Annotated in this window: 23 protein-coding genes and 5 pseudogenes; 12 read left to right on the top strand and 16 right to left on the bottom strand. The window is 71.8% G+C overall.

What is annotated here, in order from left to right; translation table 11 throughout:
* Window positions 1–44 precede the first annotated feature (44 nt).
* The 5 genes from OG534_RS36585 to OG534_RS36565 form a co-directional block, all read right to left on the bottom strand.
* Entirely contained in the window at window positions 45–503 is a 459-nt protein-coding gene (locus OG534_RS36585) for a kelch repeat-containing protein (protein ID WP_326586134.1), read from the bottom strand.
* Window positions 504–780: 277 nt separating this feature from the next.
* Window positions 781–1,254 carry a GNAT family N-acetyltransferase gene (locus OG534_RS36580; RefSeq protein ID WP_326586135.1) on the bottom strand — a complete coding sequence of 158 codons (474 nt, stop codon included), beginning with the start codon at window positions 1,252–1,254 and terminating at the stop codon, window positions 781–783.
* Window positions 1,244–1,552, bottom strand: coding sequence for a hypothetical protein (locus tag OG534_RS36575; protein WP_326593307.1), 309 nt, complete (start codon window positions 1,550–1,552; stop codon window positions 1,244–1,246). The genes OG534_RS36580 and OG534_RS36575 overlap by 11 nt, the downstream gene beginning before the upstream one ends.
* Window positions 1,553–1,697: 145 nt before the next feature.
* The gene (locus OG534_RS36570; RefSeq protein WP_326593306.1) at window positions 1,698–2,294 is read right to left on the bottom strand and encodes a GOLPH3/VPS74 family protein; all 597 of its coding nucleotides are present in this window, start codon (window positions 2,292–2,294) and stop codon (window positions 1,698–1,700) included.
* 302 nt (window positions 2,295–2,596) lie between these two features.
* Complete coding sequence (locus tag OG534_RS36565; protein ID WP_326586137.1) at window positions 2,597–3,076, bottom strand: VOC family protein; 480 nt, start codon at window positions 3,074–3,076, stop codon at window positions 2,597–2,599.
* A gap of 371 nt (window positions 3,077–3,447) precedes the next feature.
* On the opposite strand from OG534_RS36565, the gene OG534_RS36560 reads away from it, so the two are divergent.
* Window positions 3,448–3,636: a hypothetical protein gene (locus OG534_RS36560; protein ID WP_326594059.1), complete on the top strand. Its 189-nt coding sequence runs from the start codon at window positions 3,448–3,450 to the stop codon at window positions 3,634–3,636.
* A 71-nt stretch (window positions 3,637–3,707) separates the two neighbouring features.
* Here the strand turns inward: OG534_RS36560 and OG534_RS38825 are convergent, their stop codons facing one another.
* A complete protein-coding gene (locus tag OG534_RS38825; protein ID WP_442807194.1) occupies window positions 3,708–4,232 on the bottom strand; it encodes a ferritin-like domain-containing protein in 525 nt (174 codons plus the stop codon).
* Window positions 4,226–4,483: a hypothetical protein gene (locus tag OG534_RS38820; RefSeq protein WP_442807193.1), complete on the bottom strand. Its 258-nt coding sequence runs from the start codon at window positions 4,481–4,483 to the stop codon at window positions 4,226–4,228. The genes OG534_RS38825 and OG534_RS38820 overlap by 7 nt, the downstream gene beginning before the upstream one ends.
* 129 nt (window positions 4,484–4,612) lie before the next feature.
* Here OG534_RS38820 and OG534_RS36550 point away from each other — a divergent pair.
* Window positions 4,613–4,950: pseudogene (locus OG534_RS36550) on the top strand (PadR family transcriptional regulator).
* Between the two features lie 965 nt (window positions 4,951–5,915).
* On the opposite strand, the pseudogene OG534_RS36540 reads toward OG534_RS36550, so the two are convergent.
* The 3 genes and pseudogenes from OG534_RS36540 to OG534_RS36530 all read right to left on the bottom strand — a co-directional run bounded on the left by OG534_RS36540 (window position 5,916) and on the right by OG534_RS36530 (window position 7,372).
* A pseudogene (locus OG534_RS36540) lies at window positions 5,916–6,740 on the bottom strand (class I SAM-dependent methyltransferase).
* A gap of 207 nt (window positions 6,741–6,947) precedes the next feature.
* A complete protein-coding gene (locus OG534_RS36535; protein ID WP_326593304.1) occupies window positions 6,948–7,103 on the bottom strand; it encodes a DUF6841 family protein in 156 nt (51 codons plus the stop codon).
* A complete protein-coding gene (locus OG534_RS36530) occupies window positions 7,091–7,372 on the bottom strand; it encodes a DUF6841 family protein (protein ID WP_326593303.1) in 282 nt (93 codons plus the stop codon). The genes OG534_RS36535 and OG534_RS36530 overlap by 13 nt, the downstream gene beginning before the upstream one ends.
* A gap of 230 nt (window positions 7,373–7,602) precedes the next feature.
* Between OG534_RS36530 and OG534_RS36525 the strand changes: the two genes are divergently transcribed.
* The 3 genes and pseudogenes from OG534_RS36525 to OG534_RS38815 all read left to right on the top strand — a co-directional run.
* Window positions 7,603–8,010 carry a RidA family protein gene (locus tag OG534_RS36525; RefSeq protein ID WP_326586141.1) on the top strand — a complete coding sequence of 136 codons (408 nt, stop codon included), beginning with the start codon at window positions 7,603–7,605 and terminating at the stop codon, window positions 8,008–8,010.
* Between the two features lie 131 nt (window positions 8,011–8,141).
* Window positions 8,142–8,972, top strand: a pseudogene (locus tag OG534_RS36520) (aldo/keto reductase).
* Between the two features lie 145 nt (window positions 8,973–9,117).
* Window positions 9,118–9,305 (top strand): annotated as a pseudogene (locus OG534_RS38815) (hypothetical protein); the annotation flags it as partial.
* Window positions 9,306–10,076: 771 nt separating this feature from the next.
* Here the strand turns inward: OG534_RS38815 and OG534_RS36510 are convergent.
* Entirely contained in the window at window positions 10,077–10,925 is an 849-nt protein-coding gene (locus OG534_RS36510) for a dienelactone hydrolase family protein (RefSeq protein WP_326593302.1), read from the bottom strand.
* A 246-nt stretch (window positions 10,926–11,171) separates the two neighbouring features.
* Between OG534_RS36510 and OG534_RS36505 the strand changes: the two genes are divergently transcribed.
* On the top strand, window positions 11,172–11,657 hold the full coding sequence (locus tag OG534_RS36505) for a VOC family protein (RefSeq protein ID WP_326593301.1): 486 nt from the start codon (window positions 11,172–11,174) through the stop codon (window positions 11,655–11,657).
* 47 nt (window positions 11,658–11,704) lie between these two features.
* Here the strand turns inward: OG534_RS36505 and OG534_RS36500 are convergent, their stop codons facing one another.
* Window positions 11,705–12,337, bottom strand: coding sequence for a hypothetical protein (locus OG534_RS36500; RefSeq protein WP_326593300.1), 633 nt, complete (start codon window positions 12,335–12,337; stop codon window positions 11,705–11,707).
* 97 nt (window positions 12,338–12,434) lie between these two features.
* On the opposite strand from OG534_RS36500, the gene OG534_RS36495 reads away from it, so the two are divergent.
* Together OG534_RS36495 and nadE are read left to right on the top strand one after the other, a co-directional pair.
* Window positions 12,435–13,085, top strand: coding sequence for an HAD family hydrolase (locus OG534_RS36495; protein ID WP_326586147.1), 651 nt, complete (start codon window positions 12,435–12,437; stop codon window positions 13,083–13,085).
* Between the two features lie 222 nt (window positions 13,086–13,307).
* Window positions 13,308–14,141 (top strand): ammonia-dependent NAD(+) synthetase, encoded by an 834-nt coding sequence (gene nadE, locus OG534_RS36490; protein ID WP_326593299.1) that lies wholly within the window; start codon window positions 13,308–13,310, stop codon window positions 14,139–14,141.
* Window positions 14,142–14,271: 130 nt separating this feature from the next.
* Here the strand turns inward: nadE and OG534_RS36485 are convergent, their stop codons facing one another.
* Window positions 14,272–15,072 (bottom strand): hypothetical protein, encoded by an 801-nt coding sequence (locus tag OG534_RS36485; RefSeq protein WP_326586148.1) that lies wholly within the window; start codon window positions 15,070–15,072, stop codon window positions 14,272–14,274.
* 288 nt (window positions 15,073–15,360) lie between these two features.
* On the opposite strand from OG534_RS36485, the gene OG534_RS36480 reads away from it, so the two are divergent.
* Window positions 15,361–15,906 (top strand): hypothetical protein, encoded by a 546-nt coding sequence (locus tag OG534_RS36480; RefSeq protein ID WP_326593298.1) that lies wholly within the window; start codon window positions 15,361–15,363, stop codon window positions 15,904–15,906.
* A gap of 93 nt (window positions 15,907–15,999) precedes the next feature.
* Here the strand turns inward: OG534_RS36480 and OG534_RS36475 are convergent.
* A pseudogene (locus OG534_RS36475) lies at window positions 16,000–16,829 on the bottom strand (IclR family transcriptional regulator domain-containing protein).
* 878 nt (window positions 16,830–17,707) lie between these two features.
* On the bottom strand, window positions 17,708–18,286 hold the full coding sequence (locus OG534_RS36470) for an RNA polymerase sigma factor (protein WP_326586150.1): 579 nt from the start codon (window positions 18,284–18,286) through the stop codon (window positions 17,708–17,710).
* A gap of 515 nt (window positions 18,287–18,801) precedes the next feature.
* On the opposite strand from OG534_RS36470, the gene OG534_RS36465 reads away from it, so the two are divergent.
* From OG534_RS36465 to OG534_RS36455, 3 genes are read left to right on the top strand one after another with little or no spacing between them, the layout of a single operon-like run.
* A complete protein-coding gene (locus OG534_RS36465; RefSeq protein WP_326586151.1) occupies window positions 18,802–20,733 on the top strand; it encodes a hypothetical protein in 1,932 nt (643 codons plus the stop codon).
* 56 nt (window positions 20,734–20,789) lie between these two features.
* Window positions 20,790–21,062, top strand: coding sequence for a hypothetical protein (locus tag OG534_RS36460; RefSeq protein WP_326586152.1), 273 nt, complete (start codon window positions 20,790–20,792; stop codon window positions 21,060–21,062).
* Window positions 21,019–22,050, top strand: a complete 1,032-nt coding sequence (locus OG534_RS36455) for a monooxygenase (protein ID WP_326593297.1) — start codon at window positions 21,019–21,021, stop codon at window positions 22,048–22,050. Before OG534_RS36460 ends, OG534_RS36455 begins: the two co-directional genes overlap by 44 nt.
* A 41-nt stretch (window positions 22,051–22,091) precedes the next feature.
* On the opposite strand, the gene OG534_RS36450 is transcribed toward OG534_RS36455, so the two are convergent.
* Window positions 22,092–22,706, bottom strand: a complete 615-nt coding sequence (locus OG534_RS36450; RefSeq protein ID WP_326593296.1) for a hypothetical protein — start codon at window positions 22,704–22,706, stop codon at window positions 22,092–22,094.
* Window positions 22,707–22,805 lie beyond the last annotated feature (99 nt).

The following is a 22,805-nucleotide window of genomic DNA, read 5'->3' as shown; positions in this document are numbered from 1 at the left end:
GCCGCCGGGGCCCGCCGTACGGGGACTCCGGCGGCGCTCGCGTGTCAACCCTGGGAGGGGATCGGAGGGTCGAGGGCTTCGAGCGTGGCTGAAACGCCGGTGTCTGCGTATCCGCCGGAGGCATAGACGCAGGTGCCGTCGATCCCGGGCGGGCAGCGCATGCTCGCGGCGCCGAAGCCGGCCCGGGGCGTGGGCATCGAGGGCAGGGCCGTCCAGATGTTGGAGGCAGGGTTGTACGAGTAGACGTGGCCCGACGTTCCGACTGCCGCCAGGCCACCGAGTGCGTAGACGCAGGTGCCGCCCTGACCGGGCGGGCAGGTCGCGGCGGCCGAGGCCACGTCCGAACGCGCCGCGGGCATCGACGGCAGCGTGGTCCAGATCGTGCCGTTGTTGGCGGCCGCGGGGAGCGTCGCGGACAGGAGCGCGGCAACGGCCAGGACCCCGGCCACGGCGAGTCGCCCGCGCCATCTCCTTCGGGACCTGGTGGGCGGTGATGTGCGCATGGGGGCACGGGGTCTCCTCCTTCGGCGAGCGGGGCATCTCCGGGGATGTCCCACGCCACGCCGCGGACCACGGCCGCTGCCGGCGCGTCTCCTTCCGTCGGCCCAGGCAGGCGCGGCGGACGGAGCAACCTCGCCGGCGCCGGTCCGCCGCACGGGCATGCACGGCGGGCGCTCGTCACGCAGGTGGTCGCTGGATGAGGAGAACCGGTCGCGGAAGTGACGGCACCCGCGCCGGCCTGGCGCCGCCAACGGGGTCCCGCGCCGGAAATGGATCTCATCAGGTGTCGAGTGGAAGTTCCAACAGCCCCTCTGGGGGCTGGAAACCGAAGCCCTGATAGAGCGGAGTGCTGCGCTCTGACGGCCAGACGATCAAGCCCTCGAGGCCGGCGCTGCACGCATGCTGCTTCAGCGCCTCGAGGAGCGCCGAGCCGGCTCCCTTGTTCCGTTGCGACGGCAGGACGAAGAAGTTCGTGACGTAGCCGTACGGGTTGTTGTCCAGGTAGGGCTCCGGCATCCGCTCCACCAGGCAGAGGAAGGCGTGACCGCAGACTTCGCCTTCGGTCTCCGCGACCCAGGCCAACCAGTGGCCATCCCTGAGCCGGTCGCGGATCCAGTGTTCTGCCTCTTCGAGGGGCCGCGCCGGAGCCGGCGGCCGCCCTTCGTGGTCCTCTTGCTTGAACGTCCAGCGCAGTTCTGCCAGGCGGCGCGCATCGGCGGGTCGGGCCGGGCGCACGGTGAAGTCAGTGGTCATGGGGCGAGTTTCCGTGCCGTACGGCTTGGTGAGAAGCCGTCCCGGAGATGACCCGCACGATCTGGCGGGGGGGCAGCATCCAGCTGGTGGGGGGTGTGACCTGCTTCCAGTCCTCGACGACCTTCGTCACGAACATCCCCCGTACCACGCGCCGGGTGAGCACGACCGCTCCTTCGCCGTACTCAGGCAGCTCTTCGAACGCCTCCGCCGCCGAGTCACAGACGAGCTTTCTCCCCTTCGCGTTCTGGATGACCCATTCCCTGTCATGGCTGACGCCGATGCCAGTAGGCACTGACATGAGCGCCACACCTCCTCGACCTCCACACATTGCGCATTCTATGCAAATCGGCCCATCTCGACCGTCAAGGCAGGGAGGGCTGATACACAGCAGACGCCGACCCGACCCGTGCGCTGACCCGGGCCCTCGGACGGCGCACGGGTTGTCAGAGGCCGCGCCAGATGTTGTCGAAGGCAGCCTGCTCGATGCCCCGCTTCTGTCGTTCGGCCTCCAGTTCCAGCAGTGCGTCGTTCACGGCGGCAAGCACCGTCGCCACCGCATAGTCCGCAACCTCTGGTGGCTCTCCGGTCCCGCCACGGATCCCCAGGCCTTCCGCCAGGCCGACAAGGACCGGCTCGGCGGATTCCCAGCGCTCCACTGCCTGATGGCGGGAGGGCGAGGCGACGAGGACTCTCTGCCCGTCTCGGAAGGTACGACCCCCTTGCCGCGCGACCACCCCTTCCGCCTCGAGGGCGGCCATATAGGTCCCGGCCAGGGAGTCACCCCTGCGCCACAGCCAATCGCCGACCGACTCGTACGGCTCTTCCATCATGAGCGAGGCGGCGGCCTCCACCAGGAGGCGATCCGCCGGGAGCGGCAGGTGGCCCGGCACGATGCGGCCGCCGTCCAATCGGATGGTCGGGCTCTCCAGCAGGTCGATCAGCTCGGCTCCGGCGAGCGCGAGCGAAAGGTCACCCGGTCCGATGGGGCGGCTGCCCGCAATGTCCATGGCGACGATCAACAGATCCCGCGGCGTGGTCATGAAAGCCTCACGTCCCAAACGTCGTGACCGCCAGGCCCATGCGCGGGCCGATGCCCTTGCTGAGAGACACCCTCGCGCCCTCGTGGTCGGCCGCTATTTCAGCAGTGATTCCATGTGGTGCGCGGCGTCGGCGGACGCCTCATCGGGAGTCCGGCTGTTCTCACAGGCGACCATATACGCGGCATACCAGTCCCACCAGTGGTGCTCTGGGGCCGATGCCTCGTACGGGCCATGGCGCTCCGAGGTTTCGTGCAGAAGTGTTGCCAACGCGGCTACGTCCACGGCTATGGCCTCCTGACTTGTCATCGTCCAGGCAGTCGCTCCTGCACCTCTTGCATCAACCACCCGTTTCCGTCCGGGTCGCTGAACGAGGCGTAGGAGGCGTAGCTTCGGCCGTCCGGATCGCGGCCGTCGACCTGCACTTCAGCGCCGGTGTCGTAGACCTTGTGGAAGATTTCGCTTACCTCGACACCGTGACTGACGAGGTCGGCGCGGGCTTTGTCGAGGTCGTAGACCACGAGGTAGCCATCGGCCGATCCAGGGGGCGCGGAGACGACCCCGCGGCCGAAGATGATCGAGCATTCCGACCCGGGCGGCGTCAGCTGGGCAATCCGGAATTCCGGGCCGGCCTCGAAGTCCGCATCGAGCCGCCATCCCATGCCCTGGTAGAAGCTCAGGGCACGATCGACGTCGGCGACCGGGATGAGGTGGACCTCGAGCTTCATGTCCACGGTCGCCTCTTTGACGCCGCCCTGTGCACCGCTCTGCTCTTGAGTGCTCATAATCGTTTTCCCTGCGCCCGATTGCCCAGAAATCCATGAGGACGTGGCCACGCAGCTCTGGGCGGCCGAGCGGCTTGGTATCGAGGCCCCGCCACACAAGAGGGCATGTGTGATCGGTCGGTCAGGCACGGGCCTACCGGAGGGAACGGAAGACCGTGCGCAACTCATCCACGAGGGGTTCCGGCTGCTCCCAGGCGGCGAAGTGCCCGCCCTTGGGCAGCTCGTTGCAGTGACCACCCCGTGCCACCTACATCCCACGTTAGACCGATGGGGTACACGATGCACCCGGGACAAGCCCCGAGGTGCGCTGTGGCTGTACCCCGTGGCTGCACCCCGGGGGTCTGGAGTTCGCGGGACTTTCGTGACGGGTCGTGAGTTCTCCCGGCGGCCTGATCCGGCCGACCGGACCGGTGGTGGACGGACCGGTGGTGGACGGACCGGTGGTGGACGGACCGGTGGTGGACGGACCGGTGGCGGACGGACCGGTGGCGGACGGACCGGTGGCGGACGGACTGCGGGTCGGCTGTCGCGGCGGGTGGTCACCGGGCTCCACGGGGTGAGGTGTTGCCGGTCAGCCGGGGCCGCGGGCAGGCTCCGAGTGACCAACGCGGCCCGGCACGCCGACCCGAGGTCACACGCCCGAGTCCGAGCCCGCGCCCGCACTCGCACCCGTCCCCGCGCTCGCCCCCACCCCCGCCAGTACGGCAACCGGGCCGCCCGACATCGCGCGGGCCATCCACGGAGGAGCGCAGGGTCTGCACGACGAAGGCGCCGCGGCCCACCCGAGGTCCGCAGGGCCGGGCCGTGGTCCACCGCGACCAGGGCGGCGGCGCCCCAGCAGTCCGCGCCACCCGGCCGTCACCGCCCGGCGGGCAGGCGGGGGCAGCCCGGCGAGGCCCTCCCGCAAGCGCAGGCAGTGGAACAGGACGTGCCGCCCCTCGTCCGCCAGGATCCGGCCCGCGACCTCGGAGGTCAGCGGGTCGGCGGCGCCGTCGCGCAGGGCCCGGTAGTACCCCAGAGCCACCACCTCGGCGATCATCAGCACCAGCAGCTCCACCCGCAGTCCGAGCAGCCGCCGCACGCGGACGAATACCGCGTCGCTCCAGTGCCCGTCGAGGGTGCCGGCTCCGCCGGCCGCCAACAGCAGCTTCAGCATGCGCGCTGGTTCTGCTCATCGGCGATGAAGAGCCGGACGGCCTCGAAGTAGACCGGATCGCCCGCGAGGTCGGCCTTGCCGGAGAGCGCGGAGCCGTCGCCGTCCTCGCCGACCTGGAACTTCTGGATGCTGCGGACGATCTCGGCCGGCAGCTGCGCACCCTTCCCCCAGTCGGGGTCGCCCAGAGCCGCCCGGCGCTCCCGCTCGGCCTCGAACTCGCCCACCCACGCCTCGTACCCAGTTTTGATCATGTTCAAGAATCTACCGACTGTTGAGCGTGTTCAAAAGGATGGGAATGTCATGGCCGCGTAACAGAACCGGCCGGCGGGGATCTACGGACCGGCGACGACATATGCCGGTGAGTGACTTACCATCCAGGCATGAGTGATCGTGCGATGCAGGAACCGACCCTCCTCCTCCTGACCGCCTTGGCGGACGAGCCCCGCCACGGGTACGCGATCGCACGCGAGGTGGAACTGATCTCGGGCGGACGCGTCAAGATGCGTACGGGCACCCTGTACGGAGCCCTGGAACGCCTCCTGGGTCAGGGACTGATCGAAGTCCACGAGGAGCAGATCGTGGACAGCCGGCTGCGGCGCACCTACAGCCTCACCACCACCGGCCGCCAGAGCCTGGCCGCAGAGGCGGAGAGGATCGCCGCCACCGCACGCGAGGCCGCTCGCCGCCTGGGCGTCCCGGAAAGACGGCCACGGCGTGAACCCTCGTCTGCTGCGCCTGTACCCCGCCGGTTTCCGCCGCGCCTTCGGCGACGAGATAGCCGAGGCCTACCGGGAGGCGACCGAGGATGCCGGCCCGGTCACCCGCCTGCGGGAAGCCGGAGACATCGTGGCGCACGCGCTGCGCCTTCGCCTGGGGGTGGGGTCCGCGCACCGCGGCGGACGCCTCTTCGCGGCCGCGGCGCCCTTCGCGCTGGCCGCGACGGGCGCGCACGCCGCCTTCCGGCTCGCTTCGACCGTCAACCTCGCGTACGTGAGCGGACAACCCGACTTCGCGGATCCCCTCGGCTACGCGATCAACGGGAGCTTCCTGCTCACCCTCATCGGCGCGGTCGTGGCACTGAGCGGACGCTTCGCCGTCGGCGCACGGTGCGCCTTCGCCGGAGCGGCCGGAACCGCGGCCTGCCTGCTCGTCGCGGTGCTGCCGGGCGCCCTCGACATGCCGCTGGAACACGCGGCCTACCTCGCGCCGCCGCTGCTGGTCGCCGCCATCCCGCTGGTCTGCCCTCCGGACCTGCGCCCACCGGGCCGGATCAGGAGCGCCGCGGGTCTCGTGGCGCTCCTGCTCTGGGCTCCGCTGTCCGTGGTGATCCTCGCCCTGCTCGATGCGGGCGGGCTCGGCATGATCGTGCTGTGGCGCTTCACCGTGGCGGTGGCCGCCGCACTGGTCCTGGCGGGGCGGCCCGCCCTGTCCGGTGTCCGCACCGCAGGCCAATTCGCCCTGGCCGCCACACCGTTCCTCGTCACCGGCTACTTCGCCGGGGGCGGTGGGCGAGGACACCGCGCTCCCGTGCCTCGCGCTGCTCGCGTGCACGGCCCTGGCCGTGCGCCTGTGGCGCCGCAGGAGCTCCGACTGCGGCCGGACACGCCTGAACCACGCGACTGCTCGGGACCGCGCGCAGCCGTCGCGGGCCGGGTCCGGTGCGCGGTCCGCTGCCCGGGGCGGTCAGGCGTGGTACCCGCCGGCACCGACGCGGATCTTGGACTGGCCGTGGCCGAGTTCCTCCCAGTCGTCCATGAAGCGGGCGGCCAGCCCGTGCTTCGCGGCGAGGTCGACGAGGGTCTGGGTGCGGTAGTAGAAGTCCTCGCGCAGCACCTGGTGTTCGGCGCCGGTGGTGCTGCCGGTCGAAGGTGAAGTCGAAGTAGCCCCCGGGCGCCAGCACGCGGCCCACGTCGGCGAAGCACTCGTCGATGACGTCGATCGGCGAGTGCGAGAACACGCTTGTGCGCGTGGACGACGTCGAAGTAGTCGTCGGGGAGGAAGTCCAGCTTCAGGTTTTTGGTGATGGTGAGGTGCGGGACCTTGGCCTGCAGCCCCCGGTCGGTCAGGGTCTGCTTCGCGGCGATGAGGATGTCGGGCGAGATGTCGATGCCGTAGTAGTGGCCGGCTTCGAGGTAGTCGATGAAGCGCCAGCCGGCGCGCAGGTTTCCGCAGCCGATGTCCAGCATGCGCGCCTCGGGCGTCAGGCCGTGCGCGAGGAGGTAGTCGAACTGCATCCGCCCCAGCGCGAGCCAGCGCTCGTGGGTCTGGCTGCCGACGGCCGCCTCGGGGTTGGCGGCGTCGTCCGAAGGCCATCACGGCCCGGCCGGCCGCTCCACGTGTGGTCGGGGTGCCGGGCGGCCAGTCCACCGGTCACGGGCGGCCCGCTTCAGGTACGGGGCGATGCGGTGCGGGCGGCTCGCGGCGTAGCGGACCTTTGTGGACGAGGGACTCCCGGTTCCGCGGTGAAGGTTCTCCTCGTGGCCAAGGGCAGCTCCATCTCCGTCGCAAGGCGAATCTCCGGCTGCAGGCAGGTGCGGGCTGCACGGCCGAGGAAGGCGCTTCAGGTCTCCACCATGCGTCGCCAGACCGGCCATCGCCCAGGCCACCTGAGTGACACTGCGAGCGGAGGTCCCCCTCGGGTGCGCAACGATGCGCCCGCAGGGCACCGCTGCGGCGCGGACCCACATACGCGAGGGGGCGCACCCGGGCCCCCACTCAGGGGGAGAGGATCGCCGAGGCGGTGGTCCGCCACCCGGCGACCGTTCTGGCCGCGAGGTACAGCACGCGTACGCGCTGGAACTCGCTGCCGCCGCTGTCATGTCGCGCCCAGGTCACCTCGATGAGCGCGGACCGCTCGTTCAGGGCGCGCACTTCGGGATCGAGCGCCGTGCTGCCTCCGTCCAGCCGGCGTCCCGCCGGGTCTGCTCGCTCGGCGAGGTCCCGCGGCGAGCGCGGCGATCGGAGGCGAGCACCGGGACATGGGCGGCGTCCGTGGTCATGGTGATCGGCGCATCGAAGTAGTCGAGCAGCGGCGCCGGGTCGGTACGCCCGGCGGCAGCCAGGCCGATGAAGGTGGCCACGTACTGGTCGAACCAGGTCCTGACGTCCGCTTCGACTGCGGAGAGATCCGTGTGCGGCATGCGCTTCCTTGCTCTCGTGCAGGGCCGGGCCGACCGCCGACTCACCCGGACGGCCCAGCAGAGAGTCGGCGGATGTGTGGAGTGTGGCGATATGTCCCAGATTGCCACTCGGTGCGCCGCGGGCCAACGCAACGCGCCCGCCGGCCGGGGTCCGGCAGGCGCGGTGCTGCGCGAGCCGGCGGCTCAAAGGCGCGACTCACCGTCAGTTGCCGTTCTGACACTATGAAGAGATGAAGAAGAGCATGCGTCAGACCGTCGGTTCCGGGTCACCGCTGGAGCCGCAGATCGGCTTCTCACGCGCGGTGCGGGCAGGAGACCACGTCGCCGTTGCGGGGACGGCTCCCATCGGGGACGACGGCTCGACCGTCGGCCCCGGCGACGTCCACGCCCAGACGGTGCGGTGCCTGGACATCGCCGAGAAGGCACTGCAGGACGCCGGGGCATCGATCGAGGACGTCGTACGGACCCGCATCATGCTCACGGACGTGACGCAGTGGAAGGAGGCCGCACGCGCGCACGGCGAGCGGTTCAGCTCCATCCGGCCCGCGTGCACGTTCGTGGAGGTCTCCCGTTTCATCGACCCCGACTGGCTCGTCGAGGTGGAGATCGACGCGGTGATCACTCGGGAACGGAGCTGATTCGCTGAGGAGCCGAAGGGGGCTGAGGGGGCTGAGGGGCCGCGTCCGCGCCGCGGATCCGGAGGAGGAATCACCGAGGTGGCAGCCAACCACACTGTTGGCGTTGCCTCTTGATCGAGGGGAGATGTCACATGTCATGGAGCACGTTTCGGATCGGCGGGGACCTGGAGGTGGGCAGGCTCGGGTTCGGAGCGATGCGCCTGCCGACCGGGCCCGGCCCTGCCCGTGAGGCCTCCCTCGCGCTGGCGCGGAGGGTCGTCGAGCTGGGCATCACGCTGATCGACACGGCCCACCTGTACGGCTGGGGAGCCAACGAGGAGCTTCCTCGCCGAGGCCCTGCACCCCTACGCGGAGGGGCTGCTCATCACCCACCAAGGTCGGCGTCGCCGATCGGCGCCCGGCGAGGGGCATCTCGACGGCCGGCCGGACGAACTGCGCGATCAGGTCGAGCAGGGCCTCCGCCGGCTGCGCGTGGAGCGGATCGAGTTGCTCCAGCTGCACCGCATCGATCCCGAGGTACCGCTCGCCGACCAGCTCGGCGCGTTGCGGGAGCTCCAGGTCCAGGGCAAGGTCGGCCGGATCGGCCTGTCGGAGGTGACCGTCGCCGAGCTCGGCCAGGCACGCGAGATCATCGAGGTGGCGAGCGTGCAGAACCGGTACAGCCTGGTCGACCGCGCACACGAGCCGGTGCTCAAGGCCTGCGAGGCGGCGGGGATCGCGTTCCTGCCGTGGCGGCCCGTCGCCGGAGCCGGTGTCCGGCGCGACGCGGTCGAGATCGCCGCCGTGGCGGCCGGGCTGTCCGCCACCCCGGCGCGAAGGTCTCGCTCGCGTGGCTGCTCGACCACTCGCCGGTCATCCTCCCGATCCCGGGCACGGCGCGGCTGGAACACCTCGAAGAGAACCTCGCCGCGGCGCAGCTCCGCCTGTCCCCGGCCCAGCGCGACCGGCTAGGCCGTGTCTGATGATTGATCAACAGGGTGCTGTGGCGGCTGCGGACCGGTGCTCCGCAGCAGCAGGATCCTCACTGCGCCCAAGCGGTACGGACCGTGGCAGACCGCCTACGAACGCTCCGCCCCCTGGGAAGCCGGTTGCACACGGGCCGAGCACCGAAACGTCGTGGAACGCTGCTTCGAAACCGCCTCAAACAGTTCCGGGCCGTCGCCACACGGTTCGACAAGCTCGCCACCCGCTGCCAGGCTGGACTGCATCACCAGGTTCGCTCATCCTCGGCGGCTACGCGCGACTTCCGGTGCCGTGACCACAGAGCGAACAGACGTCGCCGCCTGCGAGGTTGAGTCGTGAACGCCGCTTGCGGGACACCCAGCGCATCGAGCCGTGACGCCCAGGCTGAACCTCTTGCTCTGATGTGACAGCGATCCACAGGGCTGTGCCCGTGTCGCTGGCGCTGAAAGACTCTCCTCGACTTCCCCGTCGCCACGCCTCGGCGCCAGATCGTGTAGGGAGCCGCCTTGGCCAGAAGCACGTCGAATTGCGTGTCGTCGCGGACATCGATGTCGATCCCCATGCCAGGGTCACCTTTCGCAGAGCGGACGCCCTCGGCCACCTCGTTGGAGGCCATTGACAACACCTGCTCGTACGCGGGCGCCACTTCCCGTGGCCAGGCGATATCACTGTAGGCATCGACGTAAGCCGTCTCGATGCTCGCGACACGGACGTCCGCCTCACGGTGAGCACGTACCGCGTTGCTGTCCGCCTCCGAGGCCGTCTCGCAGGGACAGGGTTTCGACGGCTGGTTCATCGGCTTCGCTGGTCATGCGGATCAGCCTTTCACACGCCGATGTCGTCCGTTTCCAGCGCCTGACCTTCGCGGCTGTGGCTGCCGTTGTGGCACGCAGCTGACGACTTCGCTACGCAACAGGCGCAACGCAACCCTCCATGACGACCGGACGACCGGACGACCGGACGGCCTGCCGGCTCCAGCCGCCCGGTCGGGGATCCCTGATGCGGGGTGGGACCGGATCGGGCCGTTGGCGGAGCCGCTCGGATCCGGTTTCGGACCGGACCGGTCCGCGCGGTCGCCCGAGGGCGCCGCGCCGCTGGTCGCGTCACGCGGTCCGGGACGGCTGCTCCCCGAGGAGCCGGATGCGGAACAGGTCGAGGACCGTGTCGAGCGCCTGCCGCGTGGGCTGTCCGGGTTCGTCGATGAGGTGCTCCGTCAGGACGGAGTGCGGAGCGAGGGCGCTCGCCGGGTTCGCGGCCTCGGCGTCCAGCTCGACAGCGACGAACGCATCGCCGAGTTCGCGCCGCAGGTACGCGAACCGGTCGCCGGGTACGAGCCGGTCGCCCCGGAAGCGCAGCCCCAGGACCTGGAGCCCGTCGCGCTCGCAGCGCCGGCGGACGACCGCGAGTTCCCCGGGGCTGATGTCGATGGCTCCCGCGCGGCTTCGGGTACAGGCCAGCGGAAGCGACGGCTGGGGGGGGGGGACAGCACGGGCGGCGACGAGGCGTTCGTCCGTGGCCATGGCCAGGGCGAATCCGCCGGTCAGGCACATGCCCACGGCGCCGACTCCGGGGCCGCCGCAGCGCTCGTGTTCGGCGGCGGCCAGGGCGCGCAGCCACCGTACGACGCGTGAGCTCCGTCCCGTGGCCAGCAGCGTGAACTCCCTGCTCACGCAGACCTGCCACAGCGACGAGGCCAGGGAGCGGCCGACGCTCGGCCAGCCGACGGCGGCGGGATCCGTGTCACGGCCGGGCTCGCCGAAGAGCACGGGCAGCACGGCCGTGCAGCCGGACGCCGCCACGCGTTCGGCGAATCCGAGGACCTTGGGGGTGATGCCGGGGATCTCCGCCATGATGATCACTGCGGGGCCGGTGCCCCGGCGCAGTAGCCGGCGGGTGGCTCCGTCGTGGGTGAACGTGCTCTTCGTGAAGCCGGTCAAGTCGTGGTCTGCCATGCGCCCTGCTCCTTCCCTCTGCCCTTCTGGATCCACCTCAAATTACCGATAAGTAGAGGGGTGTGGGGTCTCACGCTTCTGCGAACTGCGGCGCGACAGCTACCGCGCGCCGCTTCTCGGCACGTCGGCCCCGGCGCGGCACCGGCCGGGCCGACGTCTGCACCTTGACCTCAACCAAACCTGAGGTCCTAGCTTCGTTGCAGAGCCGCAGGAGCCCACCGGCGGCACTTTACGAAGAGGTTCGCCATGACCGAGCACACCGTCCCCGTCGAGATCCCCGACCGCTACCGCTACGCCGTGGTCCCTCACATCATGGTCGACGACGCAGCCGCGGCGATCGACTTCTACCAGCGGGCCTTCGGCGCCCGTGAGGAGTTCAGGCTCGACGCCCCGGGAGGCGGCGTCCTGCACGCCGAGATCAGCATCGGACGGTCGGCCCTGATGCTGGGAGACGCCGGCGTGGACGAGGCGGAGGCCGCCTCCTTCGCCGCGCCGGCTGCCCTCGGCGGCACGTCGGTGACGCTGCACGTCTTCGTGCCGGACGTCGACGGCCTGGCGAAGCGCGCGGAGGCCGCCGGCGCCGAGATCCTCCAGCCGCCGACGGACATGTTCCACGGCGACCGCACCGTCATCCTCAAGGACCCTTCGGGCCACATCTGGGTCTTCCTGACCCACATGGAGGACGTCTCGAACGAGGAACTCCGGCGTCGTCTGGCCGCCTTCGCCGAGTGACGGGTGCGGCGACCGAGCCGGCCTCCGACGAGAACACGCGCGATGTTTCAGCCGGTGCGCGTCCACAGGGTGAGGTCACTGCTCGTGGCGACCGCGAGCGTCCGCCCCGACGGGGAGAAGCCGACTGCCCGCAGTTCCGAGTAGGAGGAGTGGAAGATGTGCCACCACCGCTCGCCGTGCGGGCCGGAGTGAGGCAGTCCGCCATCGGTGGAGAGCAGTACGCGGTCATTCGGCCAGGCAGGGCTGACGACTTCCAACGTCCAGCCGTCGGCGGTCGTATGGTGCAGGCCGCCACCGTAGAGCCCCGCAATGTGCACCCAACTGCCCGATACCGGACCCAGACCGGGGCAGACGAGGCCGGGCGTCGCGTCCGGGGTGCTGTACTCGGGGTCGGGGTCCCGGTCGCGCACGATCTTCTCCCCCGTGACCGTGTCGAAGAGGCCGTGGCCGTCACGCGAGACGACCATCACCAGGTCGTGGCCGGTGTCGGCGTGCGAGGCGAAACCGATGCCGAGAAGGCCCCCGACAGGGACACAGGGATCGAACACCGGTCGCCAGGCAGCAGGGGCCGGGACCACGGGGGCGGCGAGCAGCCGGTCCCGCAACTCTTCCTGATACGGGGACAACCCTGTCGTGCTGCTGACCGACGCGGGAGTCGACTCCGTGTTCCATTTCGCCACCGGGCCATGATGCCGCAGGACCCCGCCCGGGCGAGGTGGAAGACCGGGACGGACCGGGACCGGGACCGGGACCCGGACCGGTGTCTATGCTGCCGGAATGATCAAGCCTATTGAACTCGTGATATTCGACTGCGACGGTGTGCTGGTCGACAGCGAACGCATCGCGCTCCGCATCCAGGTCGCCCTGGGAGCGGAGTTGGGGTGGCCGCTCACCGAGGACGAGATCGTCGAACGGTTCATCGGGCGCTCCAGATCCTCCATACGCGAGCAGATCGCCGCCCGGCTCGGCGAGGGGACGGCCGACCTCTGGTGGGAGCGGCTCGAGCAGCACCACCGTGAGGCCGTGGACACCGGGTTGTCCGCCGTCGACGGACTGCCCGAGGCGCTCGACGCGATCACCCTGCCGACCTGCGTCGCCTCCAGCGGCTCCCACGAGAAGATGCGGCACACGCTCGGCCGCACCGGTCTCTACGCACACTTCGCGGGCCGCATCTACAGCGCCTCCGAGGTAACCCACGGCAAGCCGGCCCCGGACCTCTTCCTGCACGCCGCACGGCAGATGGGTGTCGACCCCGCGGCGTGCGTGGTGGTCGAGGACAGCCGGCCGGGCGTCCAGGCCGCCCGCGCCGCCGGCATGCGGGCGTTCGGCTATGCGGGCGGGCTGACCCCGGGCGAGCGGCTCGAAGGCGCCGACACCATCGTCTTCCAGGACATGCGTGACCTGCCCGGTCTCATCGCCGGAGGGTGACAGCGGGCAGGACGGCACGGGCCAGCCGCTCCCCCGCCCGATCACCAGGGAGGTCGGGCGGGCAGGCGGACGGACGGGCTGGCGGGCCGGCGGGAACCGCTTCGCGCACACGCCCTGAGCAGGGCTTCGGAGGCTTCCTCTAGAGTGCTTCCGTCCCCGTACGCGCCCGTGGCCTGGCCCCGCGGCACGTGCCGATCCCACCGCGCCGACCGAGGAGCAACCGTGACCGACCTGGCGTCCGCCATATCCCTGCGGCAGGAGATCGCCCGGGATCTCCAGGTGAGCGCGTCCTTCGACGTGGAGCAGGAGATCGAGCGCCGGGTGGCCTTCCTCACCGCCCAGCTGACCTCCACGGGCCTGCGCTCGCTGGTCCTGGGCATCAGCGGTGGCGTGGACTCCACCACGGCGGGGCGGCTGTGCCAGCTCGCGGTCGAGCGGGTGCGGGCCGCCGGGCAGGACGCGACGTTCTTCGCGATGCGGCTCCCGTACGGCGCCCAGGCCGACGAGAAGGACGCGCAGCTGGCGCTGGAGTTCATCCGGCCCGACCGGATCCTGACCGTCGACGTGAAGTCCGCGAGTGACGCCGCGCTGGACGCGGCGCTGGCCGGCGGAACGGTCTTCCGCGACGCGCACCACCAGGACTTCGTGCACGGCAACATCAAGGCCCGGCAGCGCATGATCGCCCAGTACGCGGTGGCGGGCGCGCACGAGGGTCTGGTGGTGGGCACCGACCACGCCGCCGAGGCGGTCTCCGGCTTCTTCACCAAGTTCGGCGACGGCGCGGCCGACGTGGTGCCGCTCACGGGCCTCACCAAGCGGCGCGTACGGGCCTTGTCGCAGGCTCTGGGTGCGCCGTCCACGCTGGTCCTCAAGACCCCGACCGCGGATCTGGAGACCCTGAAGCCGGGCCTGCCCGACGAGGACGCGCTCGGCGTCGCCTACGACGACATCGACGACTTCCTGGAGGGGAAGCCGGTCGAGGAGGCCGCCCTCGCGGCCATCGTCCGCCGCTACCGGCTCACCGAGCACAAGCGACAGCTGCCGATCGCCCCCTGATCCCCGAGGCCTGGGACGCCTGGGGGCGCCCCGGGCAGTGCACTCGTCCACGGCCGTCAGGGTGACGGCCGTGGAGGTACCCCCGACACGGATCACCCAGGGGCGGAGGCCGTTCCGCCGCCCCCGGTCGTCAGAGCCGTACGGTGCGGGCGAGCGCGGTCATCACGGCCCGGGTCTTGGTCTCACCGAAGGCCGGCGGGCTGATGTCTCGCTCACGGAGAGCACGGCCGAGCCGCTCCTGGACCTCGGCCGCCTCGGCGATGGCCGTGCGCACCGAGACCTCCAGGAAACGCAGGCCCTGGCCGGTGGTCCATTCCTCGATCGCCACGGTGCCGGGCAGCCCGTCCCACTCCTCCTTCCATTTGGCCGCGTGCACGGGACCGAGCGCCGTCAGGCCGTCGAAGCGGTCCTCGCCCGGCCCGCCGGCGTCCGACAGGTCCAGCAGCTCCAGTTGCTCCAGCAGGCCCAGTAGTTCCAGCTGCGGCTCGATGAGCATCCGGTCGGGTGAGCCGGCCTCGGCTTCCAGCGCCGACCCGAACTTCCCCTCCGCCTCCAGCGAGGCCGACAGCATGGCCTCGAACGCGGGGCCGGTCCGGTCCTCCTCGATCCTGAACTCCCAGTCCTCTCCCTCGCGGCTCTCCCGCCAAGGGGTCGGCAGCGCGGGACACGGCCGCAGCTTCACGGTCATGTCCGCATCACGCTTGGTTTCGAGCTCCTCGTTGTCCCGGCGCAGGCGCAGGATGATTCCCCGGTCCAGCAGGGGCAGTGCGACGCCGTCGCCGGCCGACCTCTCCGGCCGGTCCCAGAAGTGGATGACGCGATGGCGCGCCTCGTCACGGTCGAGCGCCAGCGCCTCGAATGCCGCCCCGGCCTCCGCACCCGCGAAGCTGATCTTGATCTCTGCGGCCTCGGCCGCGGGGGACTCTCCCATGGGGCCGTTATCCCACGGCGGGCGGAGGCACGCACCTGCGCGTCCCCCTCCCGAGCAGGCGCGCGAACGACCAGGCCCGCCGGAACGCAGCGGACGCGGACGGGCGCCCGCAGGGTCTCGGCGACCAGCTCCAGCTGGTCGAGCGCCTGCCCTCAGCGGTGCGCGATTACCCTGGGCCGGACGCAGGTGATGCCGGGCCACTGCGCACGGCAGGGTGCGGAACCGCGTGTACGGAGCAGAGAAGGGCGGGAGATGGATTCGGCAGAGCGCCACCCCTCCAACGACCAAATGACTGGGACGCAAGAATGGGAGCCAGTGGCGGCGCTCCCGGACGGTGAGCCCGAGCGGAGTTTCCACGGGCAGTGGCAGTACCGTTCGCGGCTGAACGTGCCCGGGCCGTTCTACACGGCCGGCGCGGACAGCGGCTGGACCGGGCGCGGGTACGCACCCCGGCACGTGCTCTACGGCGACCGGCTCGAGGGATACGGCGAGTTCGTGTACCGGCAGCCGAAGACCCCCGATGAGGTACGCGCTCTCGCGCTGGCCGCAGCCGAGGACCTGCCGGCCGCGTGGGCCTGTGACGGCGACCTGCAATGGACGCCCGCTGCCGTGCGGGAGTGGTGGCACGCCAGAAGAGAGGTCGAGGAGTACATCGCGACCATGCTCGTGGAGTGGGAGGGGAGCGAGCAGGAGGACGAGCGCGAGGCGGCCGAGGGCTTGCGGGACTACGAGGCATACCTGGCCGGTGAGTTGGCGGACGACCTGCGGGCGTACATCTTCCGGCTGGAGCACGGCCGTTATCCGGGTGACGAAGACGTGCTGCCGGAGCTGTGAGAGCACGGAGAAGGGGCCGGATGTCCTGTGACATCCGGCCGCCCCTCACCGACATTCCCCGAGCCCGCACCAGCCGAGTGGCTGCCGGCCGGTCTAGGCGGTGGTGGACAGGATGGTGTTCTCCGGCGTGCGTGCCGTGGGCCGGGTGCTGCCGGCGACGATCAGAGCGAGTAAGACCGCGGCCGCCTCGCTCTGCAGGATCCGGGCGGCCTGCTTCGGCCGGCCGGGGTCGGGGACCGGGATGGACAGGGCCACGCACTCCGGGTTCGGGCCCGCGGTGATCGGCACGGCCGCGCACACCGTCCCGAGCGCGTACTCCTGCAGGTCCAGCAGCGGTGCGTTGGGCGGGCGGGTGTCGAGCTGGTGGAAGAGGGCCTGCTGGCTGGTCAGGGTGTGGGTGGTGAAGCGGGTGAGCCGGTGGCGGGCCAGATGGTCCTCCCGGTCGTCGTAGTCGAGCTGGGTCAGCAGGGCCTTGCCCACCGCGGAGGCGTGGGCGGCGGCCCGGAAGTCGACCCATTCGTCGACGACGGGCGTGGCCGGTCCATCGGCGTACTGGGTGATGGAGACCTCGCCGTCGGTGTAGCGGGCGACGTAGACGGCGGCGCCGACCGCGTCCCTCACCCAGGCGAGGGTCTCGCGCAGGTGCCGCGGCCCTCTCCGCTCGCCGAATCGGCCAGCAGGAGCGCGTTGCCGGCGACGTACGCGTCCGGTCCGATCGGGGTGGCGAGGCTCGCACGGATCAGCTGCTCCATGGCCCGGGCGAGGACCAGTTGCGGCAGCCCCGTCTCGCGGGCGATCTGCGTCAGGTTCACACCGCCCGAGTAGCGGTTGATGACCTCCAGGACACGCAGTGCCTGGTGGACGGATTCCAGCGCGGCGGGTGCCGGGCGTCCTTCGGGGGACTTGCGGGCGGCGTGCGTCAGGTGGGGCTGCTTGAGTGCTTCGAAGGCCCACGCTTTCGCCTCGTCCGTCAGGTGCAGGGGATTGAGCCGTGCGTTCTGTGCGACGGCGACCGCGACCTGCGGCCCGGGGGTGAAGACCTCCCCCAGGTCGGGGTGTTCCTTGCGGGGCCGCGCCATCAGGGCTTGGCGCAGTCGCGTCGGGAGTCGGAACGGTGGGCGCCCGGCCCCGCCCGGGCCGCCCGTGAGGGCGGTGAGGTCCTGGGTCGTGATGGGCGGGGACGTCCAGATGACCGAGGCCCCGAGGGCCTCTTCGAGGCGTTCCGGGATCGGCGGCAGGGGCGGCAGGTGATCGTCGGGGGGCAGGGTCTGGGCCTGGCGCATCCAGTAGCGGGCGGTCGCGACCTCCGCACGGGAGAGGTGCTGGAGGTAGAGGCAGCGCGCGGCGGTCTGCGAGCCCGCGCCGGCCGCGTACTGGAACCAGAACTGCGCCCCCTCCATCCGGTCGGCCAGGTGGAGCAGGCAGCCGAACAGCAGCGCCGAGTCCACGCCGTGGGGCCAGGAGTCGACGTCCAGGGCGAGTTCGGCGAAGGACCGGCTCTCCACGAGGGACCAGGTGAGGTCGTCCAGGCCGCGGGCGGCCCGTACGTGGCAGGCGGCGTCCAGGACCAGGTCGTCGGTGGCGGTGGCGGCGGACCAGCCCGGCTGCCTCCGCGCCGGTACGCCTGGGCCGCAGGTGGTTCCCCGCGCCGAGCGGGCACGGTCGGCGACGATCCGGCGGGCGATCCGGCGCCGGGCGGCGCCCTCGTCGTATCCGGCGTACTCCTCCGCGAGCACCGTCGCGTCCTCCAGGGCCGCGTCCAGTTCACACAGCGGCATGTCGCGGTTGCAGGGCATGTCGCTCACTGGTCCTTCTCCTCTCCGGGGATCCAGGCCACCCCGAGCTTGCGGGACAGGGTTCGGCGTGCGCCGCGGATGTGCGAGCGGACCGTCGCGGGGGAGATCCCCATCATCCGGGCGACCGTGTCGGAGTCGTTGCCCAGGAGGAAGGCGAGCAGCACCACGTCGTACTGCCGCTCGGTCAGGCCGGCGATGGCCGCGTACAGCCCGAGCTTCGACTCCAGCAACTCCAGCCGTTCCCGGGAGGAACGGCGCAGCGCGGCGAACCACGCGGTCTCCACCATCGCGACCTGCCGGCCCAGGACCGCCAGCCGTCTCTCGACGTGCTCGCGCAGCACCGCCCACGCGAAGCCGTGGAGGCTCGCCTCCTTGAGCGCCTGGCGCCACACCTTCAGCAGGAAGGTGAAGACGTCGTCGACGACCTCTTCGGCGTCCTTGGGGTTGCCGAGCTGCAGGTGGGCATAGCGCAGGTAGGCGCGGTGCTGCTGGGAGTGGAAAGCGGTGAACTCCACCGGCAGCACACCGGCCAGCTCGCTGGAGACCGCCTGGTCCCCCGATGGATCGAATTCGCCCTCGCTCATACGCTCCCCCACAGCTGTTCGCCGCCGCTCACCGGTGCGGCGGCGGGGACGTCACGGACACGGATTTCGAGAAAACGGACCGCGGTGGCGACTAACAGCGCGAGGGGGACCATCTCGGCAACATTCACGTCGTCGCGAAACCTTCCAAGTGGACTAGGTGTAACCGGCATGCCTGCCCCCGGACCAGCAGCCGCGGAGCTCCAGGCGCTCCCAATCACCACCCCATCGGAAAACGAACCCGATCGTGCAGGCCGGTCTCCGAAAATCTTCGAAAGCAAGCGCATCCGCTTCGCTGCGCGCCCCAGTCCGCCCGCGCACGCCCCCGGCCGCCCCCGCCCGCCCCCGGTCGGCGCCGCTGCTTCTTTCACACGATCGGATGTCGATGCGGCCCCATCCGGTGGGACACGGCCCGACTCCCCCGCCCTCAGGACCGGATGCCTGCATGGTGGGTCCAGCTTCGGCGCCCCGGCACCTCCCGCCCCGCGCGCCCGTCTCATGGAAGGGCCTGTATCCGAATGGCGTTCGCGAGGACCCTGCTGCCCGCCCTGATCTCCCTGACTCTGGCCGCTGTTCCCGCCGCGCTCCCGGACGCCGCGGCCGCCGCGCTGTACGAGGGTCAGGTCCTCCACGAGACCGCGCTGTTCAGCGTGAAGTCCACCAACAACGCGGCGGCCCAGGCGTTCACGGTGGACGGCACCCGGCTCTCCCGGGTGAGCGTCTGGCTGGGCAGCGGGGCGGCGACGGGCACCGTGACCGCCCAGATCCGCCGGGTGCGCGCGGACGCGGGTTCGGTGATCGCCTCGAAGACCGTGGACCTCGCCGCCCTGGGCGGCGCCGGGGCCGGCTGGGTCGAGTTCCCGGTCAGCGCCTCCGTCACCGCGGGCGCCACGTACTACCTGTTCGTCCAGGCGACCACCGCGGAGAACAAGCCGGTCGCCTGGTACGGCACGCGCCGGTCCGTGCCCGGTTCGCAGACCAGTTGGAACTACGACCGGGCGTACTGGGGCGGCTGGCACGCCGATGCCTCCCGGCTGGCCTTCCACGTCGATCCCACCGGCAGTGAGCGCTGCGGGGAGACCGAACCCTGCTACGTACCCTCCTCCGCGCTCGCGGCCCGTACGTCGGGCCTGCTGGCCAACCGGGTGGGCGGTACCGAGGCGGTGCTGCCCTCCTTCGCCGTGGGCGCCTCCTACGTCGACGGGAGCAACGTGCTGCGCCTGCCCTCCGGCAGGTGGCGGTACCTGCCCGACGGGGCCTCGGCGTCGGTCGTGGTCGCGGCGGACGACCCGGGCGCCCTGGCGCAGGCCGAGGAGAGCCGCGCCTGGCTGGCCGCGGGCCGGGTGCCGGGCGCCACCGCCGCGCAGCGGGCCGCGGCGCAGCGTTCCCTGCTGTCGATGCGTGCGCTGCTGAAGCCCAACGGGGCGTTCGCCGCGGGGTGGTCGCCGCCGTGGGAGTACTCCTGGCCCCGGGACGGCGCGTTCGCCGCGGCCGCGTTCGCCGCCACCGGGCACGACGAGGAGGCGTACCGGATCCTGGGCTTCGACGCCCGTACCCAGCGGTCGGACGGGACCTGGGAGGCCCGTACGAAGCTGGACGGCAGCGGACCGCCCGACGCGCGGAAGTGGCAGCTGGACGGCAACGGCTGGGTTCCCTGGGCCACTTGGCAGTGGTACCAGGCGGCAGCGCCCGACGGGCGGGACGAACGGCTGCGCGAGCTCTACCCGATGGTGCGGAAGGCGGCCGACCACGCCGCGCGCTCCCTGGGGCCGGACGGGCTGCCTCCGGCGTCACCGGACTACTGGGAGCTGGACACGACGACCACGAACATCGGTACCGCCGCTCCCCTGCTGGCCGGGCTCAACGCCTCGGCCGACCTGGCCGCCCGGCTGGGCATGGACGGGGACGCGGAGCGCTGGGCCGACGCGGCGCGGCGGCTGTCCGCCGGGATCGCCGCCGCCTTCGCGCCGCTGGGGTACCAGCGGACCGTCGACGGCAAGCACGGCCGGGACAGCGCGGTGGCGTTCATGGCACCTCCGTTCAACGCCGCGCCGCCCGGTCTCGGCGAGGCGCTGGACTCCACCTACCGGGCGCTGCTGCTGCCCAACGGCGGCGTCTCGCCCGGCAACGACCCCGATTTCAGCTGGGGGTCGTACGCCTGGACGGCCAGCACCTCCTTCTTCGCCCTCGCCTGGTCGGGTACGGGCGAGCAGGCGAAGGCGGGCAGGGTGCTCGACTGGGTGCTGTCCAAGCGCAACGGCCTGGGCGAGCTCCCCGAAACCGTGAACGGGGCCGGTCATCCGTCCGCGGTGGCGCCCTTGGGCTGGACGAACTCGCTGGTCGTGCTCACCGCGCTGGCCCTCCAGGGCTCCGCGCAGCCCACCCCGCCGGCCCGGCCGGGTCCGGCGGCTTCCCCGGGTCCGGATCCGGCGCCGGGGCGGAATGAGTAGCATTGTCCGCCGCAGAACGTCGGTCACGTGCAGGGTGTTTCGACAGGAGGCGGTCAATGCGGGGCGGAACGGTCGCGGTGGTCGGCGGGAGCATCGCGGGCTGCGCCATCGCCACGGCGGCGGCGCGGGCGGGCGCCGGTGAGGTCGTGGTGCTGGAGCGCACGCGCGGGCGGCTGGAGGACCGGGGCGTCGGCTTGTGCATCCACGACGAACGGGCCGTGGAGCTCGGCGCGAGCGGGCGCCTGCCCGAGGGATCGCGCGCACCCGCTCCGGCGGCGCCGCTGGGTGGTCCGGGACGACACCGACGGGGCCGGCGGAGCCGGTGGTAACGGTGGTGCCGGCGGCAGCGCGGGCGGGCGGGTGATCTGGGAGCAGCCGTTCCCGTTCCACTCCTACCACTGGGGCCTGCTGTGGCGCGGGCTCCGGGCGTCCGTGCCCGACTCGGTGGTCTACCGGCAGGGGGAGACCGTCACCGGCGTCGAAGGGACCGGGACCGCGGGCGCCGAGGTGCGGCTCGCGGGCGGCTCCGTCGAGCGGTACGACCTGGTCGTCGGCGCCGACGGGTACCGGTCGGTGGTGCGCGCGGCGGTCTGCCCGGAGTCCCGGCCGCACTACGCGGGGTACGTGTGCTGGCGCGGGAACCTCGACGCGGCGCGCCTCGCGGAACTCGGCGGCCCGGCGGACTCGGTGCCCGAGGCGGTGACCACGGTCTGCTTCCCGGGCGGCACCTGCGTCGTCTACCGGATCCCCGGGCCGACCGGGCCCCGGGTGAACTGGGTGCTCTACGCCCCGCCGCCGCGTGACGGGCAGCTGCGCTTCGACGACCCCACGAGCTTCCCGCCGGGCGGTCTGACGCCCGAGCTGGCGCGGCACCTCGCCGCGTTGCTCGACCGGGAGTTCCCGCCGTACTGGGGCCGGGCGCTCGCGCTGACGGACCCGGCGGACACCTTCGTCCAGCCCATCTACGACCTGGAGGCCGCGCGCACCGCCGCCGGCCGGCTGCTGCTGGCGGGAGACGCGGCCAGTGTCGTACGCCCGCACAACACGAGCGGCGCCGCGAAGGCCCTCCAGGACGCCACCCCGCCCTCGCCGACGGGTGGCGCCGCGCCGGGTCACTTCGAGGGGCTGCTGCGCGGCTACGAGGAGACCCGCGGCGCCGCCGGACGGGAACTGGTCGCGCTGGCCCGCCGGCTGGGCCGCGCCCAGGTCGAGCGGACTCCGGCCTGGGCGGGCATGAACGGCAGCGAGATGGAGGCGTGGTGGCGGGGGCAGCTCGCCGGGGCGCCGGGCATCGGGGGCCGTGCCATGACTCCGTAGGCCCGGCCCTGGCGCGCGCGCCACCTCGCGGTGCGGCGCGGCTACCGGTCGACGGTGGTGCTGCTGGTGACCGTGCCGTCCGTGCCGGACACGGTGACCGCGTGCCGGACGCCGTCCGGTCCGAGGACCACGGCCAGCCAGGCGCTGCCGCCGCCTTCCTGCCCGACCACGCGCAGGCTCTCCACCTTCCCGCCCGTCACCGCCGCGGCGGCCTTGTCGGCGGCGTCGCCGATGGCCAGGGACGGAAGGGGCGCGGGCGCCGCCTTGCGCAGTTCCCCGAGGCCGCCGGGCCCGGCGGGTCCGGCAGGCCCGCCGAGCTTTTCGCGCAGCTTGGGGCCCACCTGACCGGGACGGCCTTCCACCTCGCGGTCGTGGGGCGGCTCGGCAGCCTGCGGACCGCGCTTGAGCCCGCCCTTGCCGCCGGGCTCGGACCAGACGATGTGCGGGCCCCGGTCCGCACGCTGGTGGTGGTCGTGGTGATGGTCCGCCACGGCCACCACCACCGCTCCGCCGCCCACGACCACCACGGCCGCGCCGGCCGCCACCCAGCGGGCGCGCTTGCCGCGGGGTACCAGGCGGCCCAGGACCGCGCGCTTGCGGGCTCCGGCCTCGGGGGCGTACTCGGGCTGCTCGGCCGGCGGGACAGAATCAGACATACAGGCACTCCTCAGGACAACCGGGCGTTGTACCCGGCTCGTTGCAGAGCATGCTGACCGGAACCTGAAGCCCCGCTGAAGCCACCTGAAGACCTCTTC

Source organism: Streptomyces sp. NBC_01294, from assembly GCF_035917235.1.
Classification (GTDB): Bacteria; Actinomycetota; Actinomycetes; order Streptomycetales; family Streptomycetaceae; genus Streptomyces; species Streptomyces caledonius.
The sequence above is the reverse complement of the archived record's forward strand: the minus strand, read 5'-3'. Positions and strand labels throughout refer to the sequence as shown.